The sequence below is a fragment of the Amycolatopsis sp. PSD-21 genome, from assembly GCF_055561455.1.
This window is the reverse complement of the sequence record NZ_CM145712.1, coordinates 425,933-449,463: the sequence shown is the minus strand read 5'-3', so window position 1 is coordinate 449,463 and position 23,531 is coordinate 425,933. Positions and strand designations below refer to the sequence as shown.

Annotated in this window: 19 protein-coding genes and 1 tRNA gene; 14 read left to right on the top strand and 6 right to left on the bottom strand. The window is 69.8% G+C overall.

Going from position 1 to position 23,531, the window contains the following annotated elements; genetic code table 11:
- Nucleotides 1-133: 133 nt before the first annotated feature.
- Nucleotides 134-1,657, bottom strand: coding sequence for a nucleobase:cation symporter-2 family protein (locus ACZ1DY_RS02345; protein WP_257489458.1), 1,524 nt, complete (start codon nt 1,655-1,657; stop codon nt 134-136).
- A 213-nt stretch (nt 1,658-1,870) separates the two neighbouring features.
- On the opposite strand from ACZ1DY_RS02345, the gene ACZ1DY_RS02340 reads away from it, so the two are divergent.
- The 4 genes from ACZ1DY_RS02340 (at nt 1,871) to ACZ1DY_RS02325 (ending at nt 9,402) form a co-directional block, all read left to right on the top strand.
- Complete coding sequence (locus ACZ1DY_RS02340; RefSeq protein WP_465483492.1) at nt 1,871-6,310, top strand: DUF6531 domain-containing protein; 4,440 nt, start codon at nt 1,871-1,873, stop codon at nt 6,308-6,310.
- Nucleotides 6,311-6,370: 60 nt separating this feature from the next.
- Nucleotides 6,371-7,579, top strand: coding sequence for an amidohydrolase family protein (locus ACZ1DY_RS02335; RefSeq protein ID WP_465483491.1), 1,209 nt, complete (start codon nt 6,371-6,373; stop codon nt 7,577-7,579).
- 169 nt (nt 7,580-7,748) lie between these two features.
- Nucleotides 7,749-8,474, top strand: coding sequence for a dienelactone hydrolase family protein (locus ACZ1DY_RS02330; protein ID WP_465483490.1), 726 nt, complete (start codon nt 7,749-7,751; stop codon nt 8,472-8,474).
- A gap of 94 nt (nt 8,475-8,568) precedes the next feature.
- Entirely contained in the window at nt 8,569-9,402 is an 834-nt protein-coding gene (locus tag ACZ1DY_RS02325) for an SCO6745 family protein (RefSeq protein WP_465483489.1), read from the top strand.
- Here the strand turns inward: ACZ1DY_RS02325 and ACZ1DY_RS02320 are convergent, their stop codons facing one another.
- Nucleotides 9,403-9,957 carry a dihydrofolate reductase family protein gene (locus ACZ1DY_RS02320; RefSeq protein WP_465483488.1) on the bottom strand — a complete coding sequence of 185 codons (555 nt, stop codon included), beginning with the start codon at nt 9,955-9,957 and terminating at the stop codon, nt 9,403-9,405.
- 119 nt (nt 9,958-10,076) lie between these two features.
- Nucleotides 10,077-10,409 carry a MerR family transcriptional regulator gene (locus tag ACZ1DY_RS02315; RefSeq protein ID WP_126732331.1) on the bottom strand — a complete coding sequence of 111 codons (333 nt, stop codon included), beginning with the start codon at nt 10,407-10,409 and terminating at the stop codon, nt 10,077-10,079.
- Between the two features lie 721 nt (nt 10,410-11,130).
- On the opposite strand from ACZ1DY_RS02315, the gene ACZ1DY_RS02310 reads away from it, so the two are divergent.
- From ACZ1DY_RS02310 to ACZ1DY_RS02300, 3 genes are all read left to right on the top strand, one after another.
- Nucleotides 11,131-11,391, top strand: a complete 261-nt coding sequence (locus tag ACZ1DY_RS02310) for a hypothetical protein (protein WP_465483487.1) — start codon at nt 11,131-11,133, stop codon at nt 11,389-11,391.
- Between the two features lie 102 nt (nt 11,392-11,493).
- A complete protein-coding gene (locus tag ACZ1DY_RS02305; RefSeq protein ID WP_465483486.1) occupies nt 11,494-11,985 on the top strand; it encodes a carboxymuconolactone decarboxylase family protein in 492 nt (163 codons plus the stop codon).
- Between the two features lie 22 nt (nt 11,986-12,007).
- A complete protein-coding gene (locus ACZ1DY_RS02300; protein WP_465483485.1) occupies nt 12,008-12,757 on the top strand; it encodes an SDR family oxidoreductase in 750 nt (249 codons plus the stop codon).
- Between the two features lie 165 nt (nt 12,758-12,922).
- Here the strand turns inward: ACZ1DY_RS02300 and ACZ1DY_RS02295 are convergent, their stop codons facing one another.
- A complete protein-coding gene (locus tag ACZ1DY_RS02295) occupies nt 12,923-13,510 on the bottom strand; it encodes a response regulator transcription factor (RefSeq protein ID WP_465483484.1) in 588 nt (195 codons plus the stop codon).
- A 428-nt stretch (nt 13,511-13,938) separates the two neighbouring features.
- Here ACZ1DY_RS02295 and ACZ1DY_RS02290 point away from each other — a divergent pair, with 428 nt between their 5' ends.
- The gene (locus tag ACZ1DY_RS02290) at nt 13,939-14,931 is read left to right on the top strand and encodes a hypothetical protein (protein ID WP_465483483.1); all 993 of its coding nucleotides are present in this window, start codon (nt 13,939-13,941) and stop codon (nt 14,929-14,931) included.
- A gap of 393 nt (nt 14,932-15,324) precedes the next feature.
- Nucleotides 15,325-17,949 carry a COG1361 family protein gene (locus ACZ1DY_RS02285; protein WP_465483482.1) on the top strand — a complete coding sequence of 875 codons (2,625 nt, stop codon included), beginning with the start codon at nt 15,325-15,327 and terminating at the stop codon, nt 17,947-17,949.
- On the opposite strand, the gene ACZ1DY_RS02280 is transcribed toward ACZ1DY_RS02285, so the two are convergent.
- Nucleotides 17,927-18,535, bottom strand: a complete 609-nt coding sequence (locus ACZ1DY_RS02280; protein WP_257489469.1) for a hypothetical protein — start codon at nt 18,533-18,535, stop codon at nt 17,927-17,929. The genes ACZ1DY_RS02285 and ACZ1DY_RS02280 overlap by 23 nt on opposite strands.
- A 22-nt stretch (nt 18,536-18,557) precedes the next feature.
- On the opposite strand from ACZ1DY_RS02280, the gene ACZ1DY_RS02275 reads away from it, so the two are divergent.
- Both ACZ1DY_RS02275 and ACZ1DY_RS02270 read left to right on the top strand, forming a co-directional pair.
- A complete protein-coding gene (locus ACZ1DY_RS02275) occupies nt 18,558-19,328 on the top strand; it encodes a hypothetical protein (protein WP_465483481.1) in 771 nt (256 codons plus the stop codon).
- Between the two features lie 69 nt (nt 19,329-19,397).
- Complete coding sequence (locus ACZ1DY_RS02270; RefSeq protein WP_465483480.1) at nt 19,398-20,294, top strand: class F sortase; 897 nt, start codon at nt 19,398-19,400, stop codon at nt 20,292-20,294.
- Nucleotides 20,295-20,354: 60 nt separating this feature from the next.
- Here ACZ1DY_RS02270 and ACZ1DY_RS02265 read toward each other — a convergent pair.
- Nucleotides 20,355-20,427 (bottom strand) — tRNA-Lys (locus tag ACZ1DY_RS02265).
- A 99-nt stretch (nt 20,428-20,526) separates the two neighbouring features.
- Here ACZ1DY_RS02265 and ACZ1DY_RS02260 point away from each other — a divergent pair.
- The 3 genes from ACZ1DY_RS02260 to ACZ1DY_RS02250 all read left to right on the top strand — a co-directional run bounded on the left by ACZ1DY_RS02260 (nt 20,527) and on the right by ACZ1DY_RS02250 (nt 23,531).
- The gene (locus tag ACZ1DY_RS02260) at nt 20,527-21,066 is read left to right on the top strand and encodes a DinB family protein (RefSeq protein WP_465483479.1); all 540 of its coding nucleotides are present in this window, start codon (nt 20,527-20,529) and stop codon (nt 21,064-21,066) included.
- A gap of 25 nt (nt 21,067-21,091) precedes the next feature.
- Nucleotides 21,092-22,465 carry a nitrosuccinate lyase gene (locus ACZ1DY_RS02255; protein ID WP_465483478.1) on the top strand — a complete coding sequence of 458 codons (1,374 nt, stop codon included), beginning with the start codon at nt 21,092-21,094 and terminating at the stop codon, nt 22,463-22,465.
- An 82-nt stretch (nt 22,466-22,547) separates the two neighbouring features.
- On the top strand, nt 22,548-23,531 hold the full coding sequence (locus ACZ1DY_RS02250; RefSeq protein WP_465483477.1) for an SCO0930 family lipoprotein: 984 nt from the start codon (nt 22,548-22,550) through the stop codon (nt 23,529-23,531).

The window sequence follows — 23,531 nt, the reverse complement described above, 5'->3', positions numbered from 1 at the left end:
GCCAGGTCAAGGTCACCCTCGGCGGGTCACCAGGAGGGGCTGGACCGCCGATTTCCGGCCCGGGATGTCCCGAATGTGACCTTGGGGACGTTGAGCGTCCCGATCGAGCGATCGGCGTGGTGTTCCCGCCGCGTCAGTGCCCGTCCGGCTCGGATCCGATCCGGTAGGGCACCGGCTTGCCGTCCTCGTCGCACACCTCGACCGGCTTGCCCTCGGCGTCCACGATCTTGCCGTCGACGATCCGGTCGCCGTCCTTGAGCCGCGAGAAGGCCTTGAGGTCGGAGTAGTCGATCACCCTGGTCGCGGTCGCGAACACCGACGGGTCGCTGCCCGCCTTGGCCGGTTTCAGGTGGTTGAACAGCAGGTTCAGCACGACGGCCATGAGCGCGGCCGAGCTGATCCCCGAGTGGAAGATCGTGCCGACCCACGCCGGGAAGTGGTGGTAGAACTCCGGCGCCGCGATCGGGACCATCCCCAGCCCGACCGACGCGGCGACGATCACCAGGTTCATGTTCCCGTTGTAGTCCACTTTGGACAGGGTCTTGATACCGGACGCCGCCACCGTGCCGAACAGCACGAGCCCGGCGCCGCCCAGCACCGGGTACGGGATCGCGGCGACGACCCGGCCGAGTACCGGGAGCATGCCCAGTACCAGCAGGATCACGCCGCCGGCGGTCACCACGAACCGGCTCCGGACCCCGGTGATCGCGACCAGCCCGACGTTCTGGGCGAACGCGCTCTGCATGAACCCGTTGAAGACCGGCGCGACCGCCGAGGAGGCCATGTCGGCGCGCAGCCCGTCGCCGATCCGGCGTTTGCCGACCTTCGTCCCGACGATCTCCCCCACCGCGAGCATGTCGGCCGTGGTCTCGGTGAGGGTCACCAGCACGACGATGAACATCGACACGATCGCGGCGACGTCGAAGGTCGGCGCGCCGAAGCCGAACGGGGTCGGTACCGCGAAGATCGGGCCGTCCCAGACCCGCGAGAAGTCGGCCTTGCCCAGCACGGCGGCCAGCACGGTGCCGACCACGATCGACAGGAGGATCGAGAGCCGGGAGATGGCCGGGACGGCGACCTTGCTGAGCAGCAGCACGATCGCCAGCGTCATCGCGGCAAGGCCGATGTTGGAGACCGAGCCGAACTCCGGCGACTTGGTGTTGTTGCCCATCGCCCACTGGGCCGCGACCGGCATCAGGCTGAGCCCGATCACGGTGATCACCGTCCCGGTGACCACCGGCGGGAAGTACTTCACCAGCCGGGAGAACACCGGCGTGATGAGCAGGCCGAGCACCGCGGACGCGATCACCGAGCCGAACACGGCGGGCAAGCCGCCGTCGGCCACGATCGCGGTCATCGTCGCCACCCCCGCGAAGGAGGTGCCCTGGACCAGCGGCAGCCGGGAGCCGAAGAAGGGGATGCCGAACGACTGCAGGATCGTCGCCAGACCGCCGATGAACAGGCACGACGCGACGAGCAGCCCGATCTCGGCGGTCGAGACGCCCGCGGCGCCGCCGATGATCAGGGGCGGCGCGATGATCCCGCCGTACATCGTCAGGACGTGCTGGATGCCGTAAGTGAAACTCTTGCCGATCCCGAGCCGTTCGTCCTCGGGCCTGCCGCTCGCGGCCGCTTCGGCCCGCGTCCTCTTCACCATGGATCCGCCTCTCGATAGAAGCGAGCGATGCCGGGCAATTTCAATCTGCGGAGGTTAACTTCCACATAGCAGAACTTGCAAGACCCTGCCCGTAGGGGTCGTCCTTGCGGCGGCCGGACAAAGATCCGTTCCGCACGGGGAGGCCCCGGCGCTGCGATGGTAGAAATCGGCTGCCCAGTCGGTGAGGTTCCCGAGGCAGGAAAGACGGCATACATGGCGAATCCGCTGGTCGCTGAGCGCCAGGACTCCACCAAGGCGCACTCCGGTGTCCCCTTGCTGGAATCCGCGATCGACCTCAAGGAAGGCATCGAGAAGGGCGACTGGGCCGCGGTCGCGATGGGTGCCGTCGGCACGGCTCTCGACGCGCTGTCGATGGCCATGGACCCCTTCGGTTCGATCCTCGCCGCGGGCGTCGGCTGGCTGCTCGAACACGTCGGCCCGCTCTCCGACGCGCTCGACGCCCTGACCGGCGACGCCGATCAGATCAAGGCGCAGGCCGAGACCTGGTCCAACATCGCGAAGGAACTCGGTGCCATCGGCACGGATCTGACCGACCTGGTCAAGGCCGACCTGCGGACGTGGGCGGGTGACGCCGCGGACCGCTACCGCGAGCGGTCGCAGGACACGGTCACCGTGCTCACCGCCGCGCAGAAGGGTTGCGAGGGCGCGTCCAGCGGGGTCAAGACCGCGGGCGAGGTCGTCGCCGCCGTCCGCACCCTGGTCCGCGACATCATCGCCGAACTCGTCGGCCACCTGATCAGCTGGGCGCTGCAGGTGCTGTTCACCCTCGGCATCGGCCTGACCTGGGTGGTGCCGCAGGTGGTGACCGCGGTCGCCAAGACCGCCGCGAAGATCGCCGACCTCACCACCAAGCTCGTCAAGGCGCTCAAGGGCCTGATACCGCTGCTCAAGCGGGCGGACACGCTCTTCGACGACGCCGCCAAGGCCCTGCGCAAGCTGCAGAGCGGCAAGGTGGACGCGCCGCCACCGCCCAAGACCAAGGGCGGCAACGACCGCGGGATCGACGAAGGCACCAGCAGCTCCAGCGCCGATGGGGGCGGTAAGCCCGGCGGCAACGACGGCAACACCAACGACAAGAGCACCAACACCAAGAGCGACAACGACCAGACGAACACCAGCGGCACGGGCGGCGGCGGTGGCACCCGCGACCGGGGCGGCAACACCGACACCACCAAGAAGGACGGCAACGGCGACCGCTCGACGTCGTCGGATTCCAAGAACTACTGCGGTGACCCCGTCGACGTCGCGACGGGCGAGGTCGTCATGAAACAGGTCGACGTGACGCTGCCGGGTGACGCGGCCGAACTCGAACTCTCCCGGACGCATCTGTCGTCCTACACCGCCGGCCGCTGGTTCGGTCCATCTTGGACGTCCACAATGGACCAGCGGTTGGCGATACAGCGCGACCGGATCCTGTTCTACGCCGAAGACGGCATGGTGCTGACCTATCCGGTCCCGGCGGGTGTCCCCGTCCTGCCGGTGCAGGGTCCACGGCACCGGCTGCGCCGCGCGGCGGACGGCTACCGGCTGTCGATGGGCGATCGTGAATTGCTCTTCGCCGGCGCGGGCCGGGTCCTTCCGCTCACGGCCATCGAACAGAACGGGGCCCGCACCGAATTCGCCTACGCGCCCGACGGAACGCCCGCGCGGCTCCGCCGTGACGACGGCGTCGAACTCGCGATCGGCACCGCGAACGGGCGGATCGTCACCATCGGCGCGCCGGGACAGCCGCCGCTGGTGCGCTTCTCATACAACCGGCTCGGCCAGCTGAGTGTCGTCTCGGACTACGCCGGCCGCCCGATGACCCTCGACTACGACTTCAGCCACCGGCTCGTCGGCTGGAAGGACCGCACGGGCACTTGGTACCGCTACGTCTACGACGACGCCGGCCGCTGCGTCCGCGCGGTCGGGGCGAGCGGCTACTACAACGCGACGTTCGTCTACGAACCCGGCACGACGCGGCACACCGACGCCGCGGGCCACACGTGGACGTACCGCCTCAACGACGCCAGGCAGCTGGTCGAACGCGTCGATCCGCTGGGCAACTCCCAGCGCTACGCCTGGAACCGGCGCGACGAGCTGCTGTCCACAGTGGACGAAATCGGCCGGGAGACCGGCTACGAGTACGACGAGGACGGCGCGCTGGTCGCCGTCCACCGCCCCGGCGGATCGACGGTGCTGGTGACACACGCCGACGGCGAGGTCCGGCTGTCGGCGGGCGACGTCCGGCGGACGGTCCCCGCGTTCGACCCGGCCACCACCCTGGTCGGCACCGGGATGCCGGTGGAGATCCCGGACGCGCCCGACCCGCTGACCGACGCCCCCGTGACGGACCGTCCCGGCGACCGCGACCTGTTCGGCCGCCCCCGCCTCGCGTACACGGCCTCCGGCGGCGCGGCGCGGCTCGGCTGGACGGCCGACGGGCGCCGCGCGTGGCGCCTCGGTCCGGACGGCGGCCGCGAGACGTGGGTGCACGATGCCGAAGGTCACGTCGTCGAGCACCGCGACGCGGCGGGTGCCGCGCGTCGCCGCAAGTACGGCCCGTTCGGCCTCGTCCTGGAAGAGACCGACCCCGCGGGCGCGCGCACGCTGTTCACCTACGACGGCGAACTGCGGCTCACCTCGGTGACCAACCCGAACGGCCACACCTGGCGCTATGTCCGCGACGCCGCGGGCAGGCTCGTCGAGGAGATCGACTACGAGGGCCGCCGGACCGGCTACGCCTACGACGCGGCGGGGCAACTGCTGCGCATGACCAGCAGTACGGGTGACGCGACCGAGTACGACTACGACCTCCAGGGCAACGTCGTGGCGCGGCGTACCCCGGACGACGTCACACGCTACGAATACGACGCGCTCGGCAGGATGACCGTCGCCGAGAACACCGAATCGCGGGTCGAGCTCGTCCACGACGACGGGGACCGGGTCGTCGTCGACACGATCAACGGGCTCGGGGTGTGCTGGCGCCACGACGGCGACGTGCTCGTCCGCCGCACGTCGTCCGGTGTGGACAGTGAGTGGCGGTTCACCGGTGAGGGGCTGCCGCGGTCGCTGCGGATCGCCGGCCACGAAGTCGAGTTCGGCTACGACGACGCCGGGCGGGAGATCACGCGCAGCGTCGACGGCACCGTGGTGCTCCGGCGTCGGTTCGACGCCGAAGACCGCCTCGCCGAGGAGCACATCTCGGGCGTCGGGCAGCGCGTCTACGGCTACCGGCCGGACGGCAGGCTCGCCGCCGTCGACGACGCGATCCGGCCTTGGCGGCTCACCTTCGACACCGCGGGCCGCGTCAGCGAGGCGCGCGGGCCGGCCGGGGTCGAACGGTTCACCCACGACGCCGCGGGGACCATCGTCATCGGCGAGGACGTCTACAGCGGCGACGAGCGGGGCCGGGTCGTCGCGGACCAGTCCTGCGCCTACGAGTGGGACCACCTCGACCGGCTGCGCTCCGTGCGCACCCCCGACGGCGCGTTCTGGACCTACCACTACGACCCGCTCGGGCGGCGGTTCGCCAAACGCCGCTGGCTGATCGGCCCGGAAGGGGAAGCCGAGCTCACGCACGACGTCCGGTTCCTGTGGAGCGGGATGACCGTGGTCGAGCGGATGGACTACGACCCCGCCGACGAGTCCTACCGGCTCCTGACCTGGGAACGCTACGACGACGACCGCCCCGTCGTGCAGATCGAGCGCACCGGCGGCCTCGAGGACGCCGTGTTCCGTGCCGTGATCACGTCGCCCGCGGGAACGCCGACCGAACTGCTCGACGAACACGGCACGCTGGTCTGGCAGGACCGCAGCAGTTTCTGGGGTGTGCCGCTGCCCGGCGCCGACACCGCGTCGATGCCGCTGGCGTTCCCCGGCCAGCACCGCGACGAGGAGACCGGGCTGCACTACAACGTCTTCCGGTACTACGACCCCAGGACGTCGCGCTATCTCAGCCAGGACCCGCTCGGCCTCGCCGCCGCGCCGAACCCCGTCGGCTACGTCGACCAGCCGCTGCTCATCGGGGACCCGCTCGGCCTCGTCCCGCCCTGCGGGCGAAGCGGTCCGGGCAGCCAGCAGCGACCTCAGCCGGTCGGCCCCAGCGGGCAACCCCAGCCGCTGCGAAGGAGCCCGCGGAAGCCTCCCATCGACGTCGACAAGATGTCGAAGGAGGAGTTCGAGAAGTTCAAGCCGAAGCTCGACCAGATCCTGAAGGCGGACAAGCACTTCTTCTGGTCCGGTGGCACCAAGAAACGCAAACGCGGCGAAGAGGACGAGTACCTCGGCTCGGTCGAGGAGAAGGCGACCAAGATCGCGAAGCAGAACGGCGGCAACACCCTCGAGGGCACCCTCAAGGACAACAACATCAAGATGCCCGGGTGGATCAACGATCCCAACGACCCGAGGAAGCCGCTCGTCCAGGAGAAATGGGACTACGTCTCCGAAACCTTCGCCAAGAACTCCAACAAGGACACGCACGTGGTCTTCCCCTACTGGCCGGGCAAGGGACACGACGTCTACCCGCATCGCCGCGAGGACAACGTGTTCGACGTGACCGAGTACCCGAGGCTCGAAGCGATGGGGATCGACCACATCACCAAGCACAACGCGGAGACCGGGCACACGCGCCCGTACCGGCACACCAAGTGACGTTGCCGCCGCTCCCTGGATTTGGTATACCAAAGGGAGTCCGGCGAGAAAGGTGTCCTCGTGTTGATCCGTGACGTCCGCCCCTGGGGTGGACAGCGCAGCGACGTCGAGGTGGCCGACGGCCGGATCACCGCGGTGCGGCCGCACGATCCCGCCGCCGCGCCGTCGCCGGACACGGTCGAAGGGCGCGGGCGGCTGCTGTTCCCGTCGTTCAGCGACGTGCACGTCCACCTGGACTCGACACGGATCGGGCTGCCGTTCCGGCCGCACACCGGCGCGCCAGGTGTCTGGGCGATGATGCTGAACGACCGCGAGAACTGGCGGAACGCCGAGGTCCCGCTGCCCGAACGCGTCGCCGGGACGCTGGAGCGCATGATCGCGAACGGCACCACCCGCGTGCGCACGTACGCGCAGGTGGACGTCGACTGCCGGCTCGAAAAGCTCGAAGCCGTCCTCGCCGCGAAGGAACGCTTCGCCAAGCACGCGGACGTCGAGATCATGGCGTTCCCGCAGGCCGGGATCCTGCGCGAGCCCGGCACCGTGGACGTGCTGGAGGCTTCGCTGCGCTCGGGCGCCACGGTCGTCGGCGGGATCGACCCGTGCTCGCTGGACAAGGACCCCAAGGGACATCTCGACGTCGTGTTCGGGCTCGCCGAGAAGTACGGCGTCGAGGTGGACATCCACCTGCACGAGCCCGGCCACCTCGGCGTGTTCTCGACCGACCTGGTGATCGAGCGGGTCCGGGCGCTGGACATGCGCGGCAAGGTGACCATGTCGCACGCGTACGAACTGGGCTCGATCTCGGAATCGGTGAGCCGCCGCCTGATCGACACGTTCGCCGAGCTGGACATCGCGATGGCGACCGTCGCGCCGTCCACCGACGGGCAGCTGTCGCTCGCGGACCTCACGACCGCCGGAGTGCGCGTCGGCCTCGGCGAGGACGGCCAGCGGGACTACTGGAGCCCGTACGGCAACTGCGACCTGCTCGACCGCACCTGGCAGCTGGCCTTCACCAACGGCTTCCGCCGCGACGACCTGATCGAGATGGCGCTGGCCGTCGCGACGATGGGCGGCGCGTCGATCATGAGCCACGACGTCCCGCGGCTGGCGGGTATCGGCGACCGGCCGGGCGTGGCCGTCGGCGACCGCGCCGACCTGGTGCTGGTCGACGGTGAGACCCCGACGAGCGCGGTGATGGACCGCGGCAAGGACCGCACGGTGCTGCACGACGGCGTCGTCGTGGCGGACGGGCTTTCGGTGCTGGGGTAAAACCGTTGGCGCGCGATCGCGGCCGCTGTTACCTTGCCGGAGGCCGTGCGAGCGAACGAGGAGGTGGTACCCGTGAACATTGCGACATGGGTGCTCCCCTCAGGGGTCACGGTCGGGCGATAGGTCGTCCGGGAGCGCCGTTTCACGAGCACTCCCGAAAGGCACGACCATGGATTTCACTTCCGAACGACGCCTCGAAGACGCCTTCGAGCGCGAATTCACCCTCGGCGACATCCCCGGAATCCTGTGGACGCCCGAATCGGCGGCACCGGTCCGGCTGATCCTGATGGGGCACCCCGGCGGACTCGGCAGGATGTATCCCCGGCTCGCGGCCAGGGCCCTGGCCTGCACGGCGACGGGCTACGCCGCGGCCACCATCGAACTCCCGGGAGCCGGCGACCGGCCCCGTTTCCCCGCCGTCGACGAAGCCCGCGCCGACCTGCTGAGCGCACTGAAGGCCAGGGAGCCCGTCAGCGACGACATCGTCGACCGGCTCGTTCTCCCGCTGGTCGACGCGGCGGTCCCGGAATGGCGGGCCACCTTGGACGCGCTCCTCGCGCTGCCCGGGATCGGCGGTCCGGTCGGGTTCTCGGGCGGGGTGATCGCCATCGCCACCCGGCTGGCGAGGGTCGAACCCCGGATCGCGGCCGCCGTCCTGTTCGCCGGGAGCTACGTGCCGCGAAGCATCCTCGAAGAGGCCCGGCAGGTCACCATCCCGCTGCTGGTCCTGCTGCAGTGGGACGACGAAGGGAACGACCGGCAGCAGGCGCTGGATCTGTTCGACGCCTTCGGTTCGCGGGAGAAGACGCTGCACGCCAACATGGGCGGGCACACCGGCGTCCCGCACTTCGAGGGAGACTCGGCGGGCCGGTTCATCGCCCGGCACCTGAAATAGGTCGCGGAGCCGATGTCGATTTCCGGGTGCGGCGTTCGTGGCCTGGTCGAGAGGGTCGCCACGAGGGCGCCCCGCCACGACCACAGGAGACGAGATGTCGCACCCGGAACCCGTCGCCCGCCGCATGTACGACCTGGTCGAGCCCATCGGCCTGATCCCCTACTTCGCCGACGAGTCGGACGAGGCGCTGATCGCGCTCGGCCTGCGCAACCAGTGGGACGCCTACTTCGCCGGACGGGCCGCGCCGTTCGGCCGGTCGGTGCCCGCCGAGGTGATCCACGCGATCTTCTACAACTTCGCCCCGGGCGAGGTGGCACGGCATCTCCCGAAGGTCTGGGAGCTGACCACGCCCGAAGCGGCGCTGGCCGCCCGCGAACGGGGCTGCGTCGCGGGGATGCGGCGGATCCTCGGTGACCTCGCCGACGACCCCGGCGTCACCCGCGCCGGCGAACTCCTGCTGAAAGCGGCGACCAGCGCACCCGTCGAGGGACGGGCCCTTTTCGCCGCCGTCCGGACGCTCCCGGTCCCGGAGGAACCCGTGGCGCGGCTGTGGCACGCGGCCACCCTGTTGCGTGAGCACCGCGGCGACGGCCACACCGTCGCGCTGGTGGCCGAGGGTGTCGGCGGGACGGAATGCCACGTGCTCCACGCCCTGTCCGTCGGCATCCCCGCGAACGAGTTCGGCCGGGTCTGGCATCTCCCCGCCGCGCAGCTGGCCGCGGTCGTGGACGGGATGCGCGACCGCGGCCTGATCGGGTCCGACGACCGGCTCACCGACTCGGGCCGGGCCACGAAGGAGCGCGTCGAGGCGATGACCGACCGGCTCGCGGAGGCGCCTTACAACGCCCTGAGCCCCGGCGAACTCGATCGCCTCGTGGCCGACCTCGAACCGATCTCGTCCGTCATCCGGGCCACCATCCCGTGGTAGTCACCGGACGCGATAACGCAGGTGGGTGGCGGCGCCCGCGACAGGTTCACCCAGGGGGACGAGCTCGCCAAGACGCCCGCCGAACACTGAGGTCCCCCGGCCCAGCACCACGGGGGCGAGGTGGAGGTGGACCTCGTCGAGCAGGCCCGCGGCCAGCAGTTGCCCGGCGACGTCGGCCCCGAGCACGAGGACGTCCTTCTCCCCTGCCGCGTCCTTGGCACGCCGGACCGAGGCCTCCAGCCCGTCGAAGGCGAACGTGCCGCCGTTGTCGCCGAGGAGGTCTTCCCTGGTCCGGTGGGTGATCACGAAGCTGGGGACACCGGGCCACGGCGTCCCGCCCCACGGCCGAAGACCGAGGTCGAAGGTGCGCCTGCCGATGACGGCCGCCCCGACCCTCGCGTTCACCTCCTCGAAAACGCGGGCGTCGGGGCCCTCCCCGGCCATCCACTCGTGCAGCCGTTCCCCGCCGTCGCCCATGGGCTCTTCAGCCCGGACATTCGGCCCGGCGGTGAAACCGTCCAGCGACATCGACACGTCCAGCACCACTTTGCTCATCGCGAGACCTCCTTCGCTCCGGTGTTCCGGAAGGGGGTCGGAGCGGGCTCGGCCGTCTCGACATCCACGCACGAACGCCCTTGCCCGATCCGGACAAGGGCGTTCACAGGGCGGGGATTTCAGTCGTCGGCGCGGAGTTCGGCGTTGAGGCGCTGGGCTTCGTGGAGCTGGTCTTCGAGGGTGACGATGCGGCAGGCGGCCTCGACGGCGGTGCCCTGATCGACCAGTTCCCGCACCCGGGCGGCCAGGCGGAGCTGGTGCCGGGAGTAGCGGCGATGGCCGCCGGCGGAACGCTGCGGGGTGATCAGCCCGGCCTCGTCGAGGCTGCGCAGGAAGCCTTGGGTGGCGCCGAGCATGTCGGCGGCCCGGCCCATCGTGTAGGCGGGGTAGTGCTCGTCATCGAATTTGTCGGCCCCGTCGGGCGAGGCCGGTCCGTTCTGGGCAGGGATCATTCCACCTCCACATCACAAAGGACCCCGGGTGCCAGCACGGCACCCGGGGTCCTCAGGGTTGGGTTTCACCATTGTCAACCGACGTGACCGCCGGCCTCTTGCACCCGCGTCCGCTGGGAAGCCGGACCTCGCGGGGATCGCTCATTCGTGACCGCGAACCACCTCCGAACTCGATGGAACTACGGCACCCGCGCGGCGCTACCTTGCCGCTGCGGGCGATCCAATGATGTTGCCGTTCCCTTCTTTCCTGTGTTTTCCACTTACTGGGTACTGCTACTTCACCTGCTACGGACGACACCGGCGGGAACCCTTCCACTGATCGGTCCCAGCACGCTGACGCCGCTGGTCACTGCCCGGAGCCCCGTCACTGATCGGCTCCGGCCACCTGACCGGTCCTGCAACTGCATTGACTGACTACAACTACGCGTTCTTCACGGGCGCACGTGCTCCGCCCGCTTCGTGCACTTCCGCCAGGGCCGGCACTACCTGGTCGAACCTTCTTCACAACCCGGCCCTGAGATCTTGCTCCCGGCCAAGCACCCGCCTGGCCGGCTCATCTCACATCTCGCGGGTAGTTACGTCATCTCCCGCGCCTGCTTGACGTTGTCTTTCTCGGTACAAGGAGAACATTACACACACCCGCCGTTGAATGTCTACCCCAGCCACCATAGATTTTCTGCAGCGCGCCGGTTGGACGACAGCAGAAGGAGCACCCAGGGCCATGAGTGACGACCTCGCGGGAGATTCGCTCGACGAGCGGTACGGCCTGGCAGAGGTGCGTGACCTGGACGAGTACGCCGAAGCTCTCACCCGCCTGGCCGAGCAGGGGCTGCGAGACGAGCGCGCGACGTTGCTCTCGGAAGCCGAGGCCTACGCGGTGGCGGAGCTGCTCGGCCGGTTCGCGCTCAGCGAGCCCTGGAGCCCGTTGAACCAGCTGGCCGCTTCCCTGGCCAGCCGGATCTACAACCGCCTGGGCGCCTGAACGCGGAAACCCAGTGGCCTGCGTCACAAGGCCGTTCTGTCACGGGAATCGGGTCGCCGGGATCTCTTGGGCACGACGCCAAGAGAAAGGAAACCCATCCCCATGTCGACGACGGCGGGCCCGCGTTCGCGCATGCCCAACCCGATCCCTTTCGTCCCCGAGATGGCTGAGGTCGCGGGCGGTCTGCACAAGGTCCTCAAGAACGGCGCGATTCCCCCGACGACCATCGCGCTGCTGCAGTTGCGCGCCGGGCAACTGCTCGGAAGCACGTACTTCACGATCCGCGAAACCGGCGCTCTCCGGCAGGCCGGGGAGCCTGAAGAACGCATCACCGCGGTGGCGACCTGGCAGGACGCCACCTGCTTCACCGACCCCGAACGGATCGCGCTGGAACTCGTCGAGGCGGTCCTCACCCCGAACCCGTCCGGCGAGCGGGTGCCCGATTCGTTGTACGCCAAGGCATCCGCTTGCTACGACGCCAAGGCGCTCTGGACGCTCGTCATGGCGATCGCGCATATCGGCTTCTTCGCCCCCGCCGCGCTCATCGCCAAGCCGATTCCCGGCATGCCGCCCGGCCGGAACTACACCGACTGACTTTCCCAGAAAGGTTCGAAACATGAGCAAGTTCGCAGTGGCCGGAGCGACCGGCAGGCTGGGACGGCACGTCGTCGACGTCCTCACCGAACGAGGCCACCACGTCGTGCCGATGTCCCGGGCCACCGGCGTGGACATCGGCACCGGCGAAGGACTCGACGAAGCACTCGCCGGAGCCGAAGGCATCATCGACGTCGCCTCGTGGCACGGCTCCGAACAGGAGGCGGCGACGGAATTCTTCCGTGTATCGGCCCGCAATCTGCACGAAGCCGGCCGTCAGGCGGGCGTCGCCCGGATCACCGCGGCGTCGATCATCGGCGCAGACAAGGCCACCGCCGGTTTCCTCGCCGCCAAGAAGGTGCACGAGGAACTCCTCCTGGCGGGCCCTCTCCCCGTTCGCCTCCTGCGGGCCGCGCAGTTCCACGAGTTCGTCGGCCAGCTCCTGGACTGGCAGCAGGGTGACGTCGTCCACCTGCCCGCCCTGCCCACTCAGCTCGTGGCCTGCCGCACCGTCGCGGAGGAACTGGTCGACCTCGCCGTCGCCCAGCAGGACCCGGGACCGCCGATCCCCGAAATCGCGGGGCCCCGCAAGGAAATCATGGCGGACGCGGCCCGTCTCCTCGCTGCCCGCCGAGGCATCGAGGTCGTCGGCGTCGATGGCTCCGGCATGCCCGACGCCGAAATCGCGGCGGCCGGCGCTTTCCTGCCGGGTCCGCACGCCAAGCTCGCGGGCCCCACGTTCGCCGAGTGGCTCGACGCCCAGAAAGGCTGAAAATGACCGAAGCAATGCCGCTTCATATGCGAAGGAACGGGCTCGTCCCGGTCGCGGAGGCGGCCGGACGGGCCTCGTGTTCGCCGGATCGACGTCGTCGGCCTAGGCCAGGGTCGGCGACTCCGCGCCGGATAGCCCCGCAAGCTTGATCCACCGCACACGGCGTCAGGAGAGGAAACCGGCACGAAAGCCCGCAGCGACCGCTTCGGCGCGGTCGTGGACACCCAATTTGCGGAAGATCCGCTTGCAATGAGTTTTGACGCTGTCCTCGGAGAGGGCGAGATCGGCGCCGATATCGAGGTTCCGCTTGCCTTGGGCCATACCCCAGAGGATCTGAAGCTCGCGTTCGGACAGATGTGGACGTTCGACGGCGGGCGGTGCGATGTCATGGGGCGCGACAGCGATGGCCAGCTCGGGGTACAGGCCGTCGTGATTCTGGAGGAATCCGCCGACACCAGGCACCAGGACGCTGCTCGCCGCGGCGACCGTGCCGGGCGAGCCGAACATGATCACCGCGGCATCGGGCGCGACCGACAGCAAGGTCGCCGCGGCCGCGGGACCGGACGGCTCGCCCGGCCGGACGGCGACGAACACCACGTCGGCAGGCGACCGGACGTACCTGCTGACGAGTTCGTCGCCGGTCGCCGCGCATTCGACGCGCCCGATTCCCGGCGCGCCCTGCAGCGATCGCGCGACCCCATGACGCGTATTCAGCCGGTCGGCGTAGACCAGGATCTCCACCGCGGCGGCCATTTCCGAAGGTTCTTCGCGAACGCGCTCGTTTCGGGGATTGAACACGGCCTCCATGTCCCGGGAACGTCGGTCCGTCCATTCCCTTACGCGGGATGGGCAAAACGTTATGAAGTCGATCACGGCGCCGGTTCCGCCGCTGCTACCAGTCATAACGATGTGCCGTTATCGAATCGTGACGATCGATCCAATGTGCCACGAAGTCCAGATCGCGACAAGCGGTTGATCAACGATTTTCCGATTCACCCGATCGTGCACTTTGGGTCGGGCGCCCGCATTTCGACACCGACGGAAAGTGGTTCATGCGGGAGCCGCCGACTGTATGGAGTGGCGACGGCGGGTCCCGTAAGTGGCAATTCCCTATCGCCTGACGGGTCCTTACTGTCGTCTGTTGGGGCAACCTTCGAGCAAACCGGAAATGGTGGAGTGCGATGGTGTGGCTGCGAACGACTCGGGGTGAAACGGGCGCGTCGCCCGTTTCGCACGGTCGTCGCGGGCGCGCCTTGCTCCGTTTCGGCACGCTGGGCGGACTGGCGATCGCCGGCTTCGCCGGTGCCGCCGTCCTGGCGGGTTCGGCCACCGCGGAGGAGGTTTCCCCTCTCCCGGTCGCCGCTGATTCACCGGCCGAAGACTCTCCGGAATACCCGCCGCGATCCGTCCCGGTTCCGCCGCCGACGAACGTGGGAGACCTGGTGCGGACGACGGTCCGCGAGGTCACCTCGGACGCCGTCGCGGCGACACACCAGGTGCTCGGCACGGCGAACACCGCGGCCGCCGTCGTCGGCACCGCCGGCGAGGCGGTCACCGCCTTGACCGAGCCGGTGCTGGAGACGACGACGCGGACCGTCCGCTCGGTGACCGACACGGGTTCGGCTCTGGTCGCGCCCGCGGTCCAGACGGTTTCCGAGGTGGCCGCACCGTTGACCGTGACGGAGTCGGCGGCGCAACGGACGGTCGGCTGGGTCACGGTGACGGTCACCTCGGTGATCTCACCGAAGACACCCGACCCCGAGGCCACGTCGTTCGTCCCGGCGATGCCGGACATCGCTCCGGTCGCGGCGCCGGAACCGGCCGCTGACGCGCCGGTGCCCACGGCCGACTTCGCGGCCGCGGCCGTCAGCGTGACCGACGCGGCGCCGCTTTCGCCGGCTCCGGCGGCCGATCACGCACTGCCTCGCTTGACCAACCCCGCCACCCCATCGCCGCTGTCGCCGCTGTCGCCGATCGTCCCGATCTCGCCGGCGGTGCTGCCCGGTAGCGCCCCCTCGTCGGGCACGTCGGCCGCACAGGGTGGTTCATCGACTTCCGCCGCGATCTTCGACGGCGGACCGATCGGCTCGCGGTTCACGATCGGCGAGCCGGTCTCGGATCACCATCTCCCGCTCCGTATGCGTGCGGATGATCCTTCGGTGTCGCCGGACTGACGTGTCGGCTGCCAACGCGATTCACGCGAAAGCGATCGCGAAGCAAATCCATTGATCGGTAGCGACAGCAGGACCGTCGAGGTGCAACTCGGCGGCCGGCTCGCGAACTCAGGGCTGAAATCGCAAGTCGGTGGTTCCCGCTGCCACTACCTCCATCAACGGCTGGTGTCCAAGGGCTGTCGGCAAAGAACAACACCCGTTTCACAGCAGACACGTCAACCGCCGCGCCGATGTTATCGGCAGGCGCTCATCAACTGGAGCGTTGAAATGAAATTCACACGTCGGACTCGGCGCCATCGCGCCGATGTCCCCAGCGGAAGGGCCCCCATCGGCCTTTCCCTCGCGAATCCATGTTCCCGCCGGTCGAGTCGCACGCTGCGCAACGCGGCCGCGATGTCGGTCACCGCGACCTTCGCGCTGATCGGTTTGACCGCCAACGCCGCTGCCGCCTCCTTGCCGGGCCTGGATGGCCTTGGCCTTTCCGGAACGGACACCACCTCACTGTTCGCGAGCTCTCAGCCCAGCTCGCCGGTGAGTGCTTCCGGGACGAGCGGCACCACCAGCGGCCAGCCCTCTACGACGTCGGCCACCGGGGACCTCCCGACCGCGCAGATCCCGACCGTGGGCAAGTTCCTCAGCGGCGACGTGCTCAGCGGTGGCATTTTCACCGGTGGCCTGTTCGGAGGCGAGACCAAGCAGACGTCCGTCGACCCGAACCAGTCCGGCGCCGGCCACTCGACCGGGGACACCTCCCACGAGGGCGGCGGCGACGCGTGCGACTTCTTCCTGCAGCACATGTGGAAGAACGAGGACGGGATTCCGTTGCTCGGCAGCAACTCGCACGCCCTGACCTACCACACGGACCCGGCGTACAAGAACCTGATCCTGTCGATGGCCAGTGGCGCGATCGGGAACTCGCACATGCCGGTCGTCGACGCCTACGGCGGACCGCTGGGCTGGATCCCGATCTTCAACCCCTCGCACGTGCGGGGCCACGGGACCGACTATCTGACGATGGCGACCGGGTGCGGCGGCATGGGCCTGCCCATCGACACCAAGACCATGGCCGTCGACATGTCCCGGCTGCCGACGCCGGACAAGGTGGCCGCCTTCGTCCAGAAGGGGATGCCGAGCATTCCCGACCCGGCGAAGGTCCTGGCACCGGACTACCTCTACAACACCCTCCAGGTCGCCGAGATCATGAACCGGCTCGGTCCGGACACGGTGTTCACCCCGGACGAGTACCTGTCCTTCGCGGGCAACAACTTCGACGCGATGCGCCTGCTGTGGCAGACCGCGTTCGACAAGATGAGCAGCGGCGACCCGGCCGCGATGCTGGATGTCCTGAAGATCACCGACAACATCAAGACGCTCCAGTCGCTCGGCCTTCCTGGCCTGCCCGGCTCGAGCGGCGAGACCCTCACCGGCGGCCTCCCGACCGGCGGCCTGCCGATCGTCGGGGGCGCGCTCGGCGGTTCGCCTGCCGGCTCGACGCCGATGCAACCGGGCGTCCCGGCCATCGGCGGCAAGCCGATCTCGGGCGAGGGTCCGGCCATCCCGGCCGGCTCGCCGGTCTCGGGTTCGGTCACCTTCACCAACAAGGGCACCGAGCCGCTCACCAACCTGAGCGGTTCGTTCCCCGGCGGCACCGTCACCCCGTCCGCGACCTCGGTCGCGCCGGGCGGCACCGTCACCTACACGTTCACGGCCCCGGCGAAGCCGGGCTCGCAGAGCGCGAAGCTGACGATCACCGGTACCAAGCCGAACGGCTCGACCATCAGCTCGGAGACGACGATCCGCTACGTCGGCACGCCTGCTCCCGGCACGCCGGGCGCACCCCTTCCGGGTCTGCCGAGCCTGCCGCTTCCGGGTCTTCCCGGCGCCGGCCAGCCGGGTGAGTCTCCGCTTCCGGGTCTGCCGGGTATCGGCGGGATCCTCTCGCCGGTGACCGGTCTGCTCGGCAACGTGGTGCCGGGGACGACCCCGCAGCCGGTTCCGCAACCGACCCCGGTTCCTGTCCCGCAACCGACCCCGGCCCCGCAGCCGGCTCCGCACCCGGTCCCGGTTCCGCACCCGACGCCGCAGCCGACGCCGGTCCCGGTTCCGGTTCCGCAGCCACAGCCGCAGCCGCAGCCGCAGCCGTCGGCGAGCATCTCCGTCGGCACTCCGCTGGTGAACGGGAAGGCCGCGGGCACCGCTCCCGGCCCGAACGTTCCGTCGGGTAGCACGGTCACCATCACAGTTCCGGTGACCAACAACGGCACCGTCCCGGTGTCCGGGCTGGGTGGCGACACCTCGCTCGGCAAATTGAACTGTGGCTCGGGCCAGCTGGCACCGGGCAGCACCACCCGCTGCACCGTCACCACGACGGCGCGGCCGGGCTCGAACACCGCGCAGTTCAACTTCACCGTGTCGGGTCCGAACGGCACCCAGCAGAGCAAGGCCTGCCGGGTCTTCTACACCGGTACGCCCGCGGGCGCCGGCAAGCTGACCATCACCGGCAACCCCACGGTCAACGGCGCCGTGATCGGCTCGAACTCGACCGCGACCGTGCCCGCCGGCAGCAAGTCCACCATCAAGGTGCAGATGACCAACACCGGCACCGCGCCGATCACCGACCTGCGGGGCACCTCGCAGAACGGCCGGGTCACCTGTGGCAGCACGACGCTCGCCCCGGGTGCCAGCACCCAGTGCACGATCGGGTTCACCGCCGGTACCGGCGCCAAGACGGTGAAGGCCACCTTCACCGGTAAGGACGCCGCCGGCAACACCTCGACCGTCGGGTTCTCGCAGCGCTACACCACCACCGGTGTGTGCACGTGCGACCCGGCCAACTCGACCACCACGGCCGCCTCAGCCGACTCGACCACGTCGACCAAGTCGGCTGTGTCGGCCAAGTCGGTCGCGTCGACCACCTCGACCGGATCGGCCGCGTCGACCACGTCGACCGGCTCGACCACGTCGCCGCTGTCCGCCGCGTCGCCGCTGTCCGCGCTCACCGGCGCGAGCACGCACTGACGGATATCGGCTGACGACGGCCGGACACCGCCGAGATCACTGATCGGCCCCAGCAGAGCTTGGAAAGGTTTCTCATGCGTACCTGGGTAAAACGGTCCATCCAGACCGGGTTACTCGCAGGTGGCTTGATGCTCCTCGGTGTGGGTGTGGCCCACGCCGAGGAGGCCACCGAGCCACCGCGAACAAGTAACCAGACGACCGCGGGCACCAGTCCGCTGAACACCGTGACGTCGCTGGTGTCGGGACTCGTGCAGCCGCAGACGGCGGCATCGACCAGCACGACCTCGGCATCCGCGACGACGACCGGCGCCCATTCGACCAGCTCGACCACGTCGGCGGGCAGCGGATCGGCGACTCGATCGGACACCTCCGTGACACGAGTCCTCGAGCCGGTCAGCTCCGCACGATCGGGCTTGTCCAGCCCGGTGACCGCCGCTACCTCGGCGATCACCGGAGGGCTCGCGCCAAGCGGAGCCACCAGCGTCGCCAAGACAATGCCGGCGACCTCCGCCAGCGGTACCGGCACAGGTGACAGCACCGCCAGTGCGACGACCACCGGCCCGGAGACGTCGGCACCGGCCGACACCGGGTGTTCGTGTCACCTGACCATGGGCACGCCCACGGTCAACGGCACCAACGCCGGAGCACCGGACAACGCCGTACCGGTCGCCGCCGGCCAACCGGCGACGGTGACCGTGCCGGTGACCAACACCGGCACCAGCACCGTCGGCAACGTCTCCGGCGCCACTTCCAATGGTGCGATGACCTGTGCTGACAGCACGCTGGCCGCCAAGGAAAGCACCCTGTGCACCGGAACGGTCACACCGGCCGCGGACACCACCGCGGCACCCGTCACGGTCACCGGCACCACGGCGAACGGAGAGCAGGCCAGCGCCACTGGCACCGCCTACCTCGCCCCCGCCGGCCCGGCACCGGTACCGGCACCGGCACCTGGCACCGGTGACCCGCACGGTGGCTCCGGGAACCTGCCAGGAACCCACCCGGGTTCGCCGTCCGGTGGCAGCACCGGCGGAACCGCCGGTCACCAGACCGGTGGCACCGCGCACGGCACCACCGGTACCGCGACCGGCTACCTGGTGGGTAGCGGTCACGGCGGTCTCACTTCGTCGGCGGTCGGCAGCGCCCACGAAGCCGGAGCGCACAGCGGTTCGGTGGCAGCGGCCACGCACGGGTCCTCGGGCGAGCACGTCGACGCCGGATACCCGGTGCCGGCCGGCGCGGTCGAGGCCGGCGGTGGTGGCACCGCCGGAGATCACCAGGGTGTCGTCGGCGGAATCGTCGGTGGCGGACTGGCGGTTCTGGTGATCGCCCTGCTCATGGTGACGGCGGTATCCGCGCGCCGTCGTCACCTCCGCTAGGGGGAACGGTGTGGTGTGGCCAAGCCCCGGCCACACCACACCATCCCTCCTGTTCGACTGGAGTGGGTCATGACCGTGTCCGAAATCCAGACCCGGCTCACCCTGCTCGTGCTGCTCGGCTTGTCGTGGATGCTGACCGCCGTCACGGTCCTGCCGGAAAATACCGGTTTCGCCGTGGTGAGCGCGTCCCTCGTCATCATCGTCGCGGTCAGCTGGGAGCCGCTCTATCAGGCCGGCCGGCAGCTGCGCCGGGACAAGGAGTGGCCGCGCCCCACGCCACGTCCCGCGTTCGGCGCGATCACCGCGACCCTGGCCGCCGCGGCGGCCTTGGGACTGGTGATCGGCCTGACCACGGACATGACGCCGTCGCCGGCAGCGATAGCCGCCGCGCCCGGCACGACGCACGCCGCTCCGGCCTCACCGCCGTCGCCGCCGGCCGTCGACCCCACGATCCGGGTGGCCCCGATCGCGGTGCACATCCCCAAGATCGACGCCGACTCGTCACTGATCAAGCTCGGCCTCGACGCGAACCGGCGGATGCAGATCCCGTCGGTGGCCACCCCGATGCAGGCCGGTTGGTACGAGCCGGGACCGGCGCCCGGACAGACCGGGCCCGCGGTGATCGTCGGCCACGTCGACGGCGCGGCCCAGCCCGGCATCTTCTTCCGGCTGCATGAACTCGCGGCGGGCGACCGCGTCACCGTCGAACGCGCGGACGGCTCCGTCGTCACCTTCGTGGTGCACCGAACCATCCGCGTCGCCAAAGATCGCTTCCCCACCAAGGAGGTCTACGGGCGCACCGGCGGCCCGGAACTGCGGCTGATCACCTGCGGCGGCTCCTTCGACCGAACCGTGCGCTCCTACCGCGACAACGTGATCGTTTTCGCCCAGCTTGAAGGAGGCAGCAGCCGCGTCGCTGGACACGACACGCACGGTCCGCTCAGGGCTTCAGTGCCGTCGAGTTAGCCGATGAGGCGACCTGGCCGTCGAATCGGCGATTTCCGCCAGCCAGCGGAAATCTGTAAGTGGGCCGCCTGGGGCTCGAACCCAGAACCTACGGATTAAAAGTCCGCAGCTCTACCAATTGAGCTAACGGCCCGTGCGGCCGAGTCTAGTAGACCGCCGTCGACCACCAGGATGGCGGGGCGGCCGCCGGAGCGCGACCGAATTGTCGGGGGTCTCTGCCAAGGTCGGGGGCATGGACACGATCCCTGACGAGAACTACGCGCCGAACTGGGAAGGCGACCGTCCGGAGCCTCCGCGTGTGGCGAGTGAGCGCGAGATCCTGACGTCGACCCTCGACTGGCATCGCCGCACCTTCGAGCTCAAGTGCCAGGGGCTGACACCGCAGCAGATGGCCCTGCGGTCGGTGGAGCCGTCGAGCATGTCGCTGCACGGGCTGCTCAGGCACCTCACGGGCGTCGAGCGCTGGTGGTTCCGCCTGCAGTTCGCGGGTGAGGACGTGCCGCTGCTCTACTACTCCGACGAGTGGCCCGAGCAGGACTTCGAGGACACCGGCGGTGACGTCGAGGCCGCGTGGGCGGCGTGGCACGAGGAGTGCGCGCGGTCGCGCGAGATCGTGGCGGCCGCGTCGCTCGACGACACGGGCAAGAGCCGCCGCGACGGGGAGCCGTTCTCGCTGCGGTGGCTGCTGACCCATCACATCGCGGAGTACGCGCGCCACGCCGGGCACGCCGACCTGCTGCGCGAGCGCATCGACGGGAGGACAGGCCACTGAAACCTTGAAGTGCGATGCTGGGCCGATGAACGCCGATCCCGATTCCGGCCTCCTGTCCCCGGTCCGCGCCGGCACGCCCGCCGAGGCGGCGACGGGTGATCTCGCCTGGGTGCGGGCCCTGTTGGACACGGAGGCGGCGCTCGCCAGGGCGCAGGCCGCCACCGGGCTGATCCCGCGGGCAGCCGCGGAGGCGATCACCGAGGCCGCCGCGTCGGCCGAGATCGACGTGGTCGCGTTGGCGAGGGCGGCTCGTGAGACGGCGAACCCGGTCGTGGGGCTGATCAAGGAGCTGACCGAGGCCGCCGGAACGGAGTACGTCCATCGCGGCTCCACCAGCCAGGACATCTTCGACACCGCGATGATGCTGGTCGCCGCGCGGACGCGGGCGCTCCTGGTCGCGGATCTCGAGGCGACGGCGGACGCGCTGGCGAACCTCGCCCGCGCGCATCGCGACACGCTCATGGCCGGGCGCACCCTCACCGCCCACGCGGTCCCGACCACGTTCGGGCTCAAGGCGGCGGGCTGGCGTCAATTGACGCTCGACGCGCTCGACAGGCTGAACCGTGTCGTCCTCCCGGTCTCGCTCGGTGGCGCGGCGGGCACGAGGGCCGCGTACGCCGAGTACGCGCGCCTCGCCGACTTGCCCGATGGCTATCCGCAGCGGCTCCAGACGGCCTTCGCCGAGGAGACCGGTCTCGCCGAGACCACGCTCCCCTGGCACACCCTCCGCACCCCGACGGCGGACCTCGCGGCCGCACTCGCGTTCACGGCCGCCGCGCTCGGGAAGATCGCGGTCGACGTCCAGTTCCTGACGCGCACCGAGGTCGGGGAGGTCGCCGAGCCGGCGGGTGAGGGCCGTGGCGGTTCTTCGGCGATGCCGCACAAGCGCAACCCGGTGCTCGCGACGCTGATCCGGTCGGCCGCGCTCCAGGTCCCGGTGCTGGCCACGGGCGTCACCCAGGCCGTGCTCTCCGAGGACGAACGGTCCGCGGGCGCGTGGCACTCCGAGTGGCAGCTGCTGCGCGAATGCCTGCGCCTGACCGGCGGCGCCGCGCATACGGCGGCCGAGCTCGCCCGCGGCCTGGTGGTGCACGACGAGCGCATGCGCGAGAACCTCGGCCTCACGCACGGCCAGATCGTCTCCGAGCGCCTGTCGGCCGTGCTCGCCCCGCTGCTCGGCAAGACACGGGCCAAGGAGGCGCTGGGACGCGCGGCCAAGCTCGCGCTGGAGCAGGACAAGCCGCTCGGCGAGGTTCTTTCCGATCTGCCGGAGATAACCGGAGTCCTCCCCGCGGATTCCCTCGCCGAGCTGCTGGATCCGGCGAACTACACCGGGTCGGCCGGGGTGCTCGTCGACGCCGCGCTGGACGCCCGCGAAGAAAATCCGAAAACTCCTTGAACCGGTCCCGCACCGGCTCCGTGTAGGGGGTACAAGCTCACCGCGCCAAGCCGCGGAACCCCTACGAACAAGGAGAAATCCCATGCTTCGCAAGCGTTTCGTCGTCGCAGCGGCGTCCGCGGCCGTGGGCCTGGTTGCGTTGTCGGCCTGCTCGGGCGGCACCGAGACGGCGGCGCCCGCCGTCGCTCCCGCCGCCGCGGTGGCGGGGGCGGGAGGGAACGCCCCCGCGGCCAAGGGCGAGACCAAGGTGGCCGTCGCCGACGCCGGCGACCTCGGCCAGGTGCTCGTCGACAAGGACGGGTTCACGTTGTACCGCTTCGACAAGGACAGCGCGAAGCCGCCGAAGTCCAATTGCGACGGTGACTGCGCGAAGACCTGGCCGCCCGTGCTGGCCGAGGGCGACGTCCAGATCGAAGGCGTGGATCAGGCGCTGGTCGGCGAAGTGACCCGCGCCGACGGTCGCAAGCAGGTCACCGTCGGCGGCTGGGCGCTTTACCGCTACGCCAAGGACGCCAAGGCGGGCGAGACCAAGGGGCAGGGCGTCGGCGGCACTTGGTACGCCGCGAACGCCAAGGGCGGCAAGGCCGGCCAGGCCGCGAAGGAGGAGGCTCCGGCCGAACAGAAGGACGGCGCCACGAAGCTGGTCGCGAGCAACGTCGACGGCATCGGACCGGCCATTGTGGACCAGGAGGGCTTCACCCTCTACATGTTCACCAAGGACAAGAAGAACAAGCAGCCGACCTGCAACGGTGATTGCGCGAAGACCTGGCCGCCGGTGCTCGCCGAGGGCGACGTCCAACTCGAAGGCATCGACCAGAAGCTGCTCGGCACGGTGAAGCGCGCGGACGGCACCACGCAGGTCACCGTCGGCGGCTGGGCGGTCTACCGCTACGCCAAGGACGCGAACGCCGGTGAGGCGAACGGGCACGGCGTGGGCGGCACCTGGTTCGTCATCGAGCCCGCGGGTTGCAAGAGCACCGCGCCGGTGAAGAACAAGGCCGCCCAGAGCGGGAACGCCGCCCCCAAGAAGGAGGAAGGCGCTCCCGCCCAGGAATACGGCTACTGA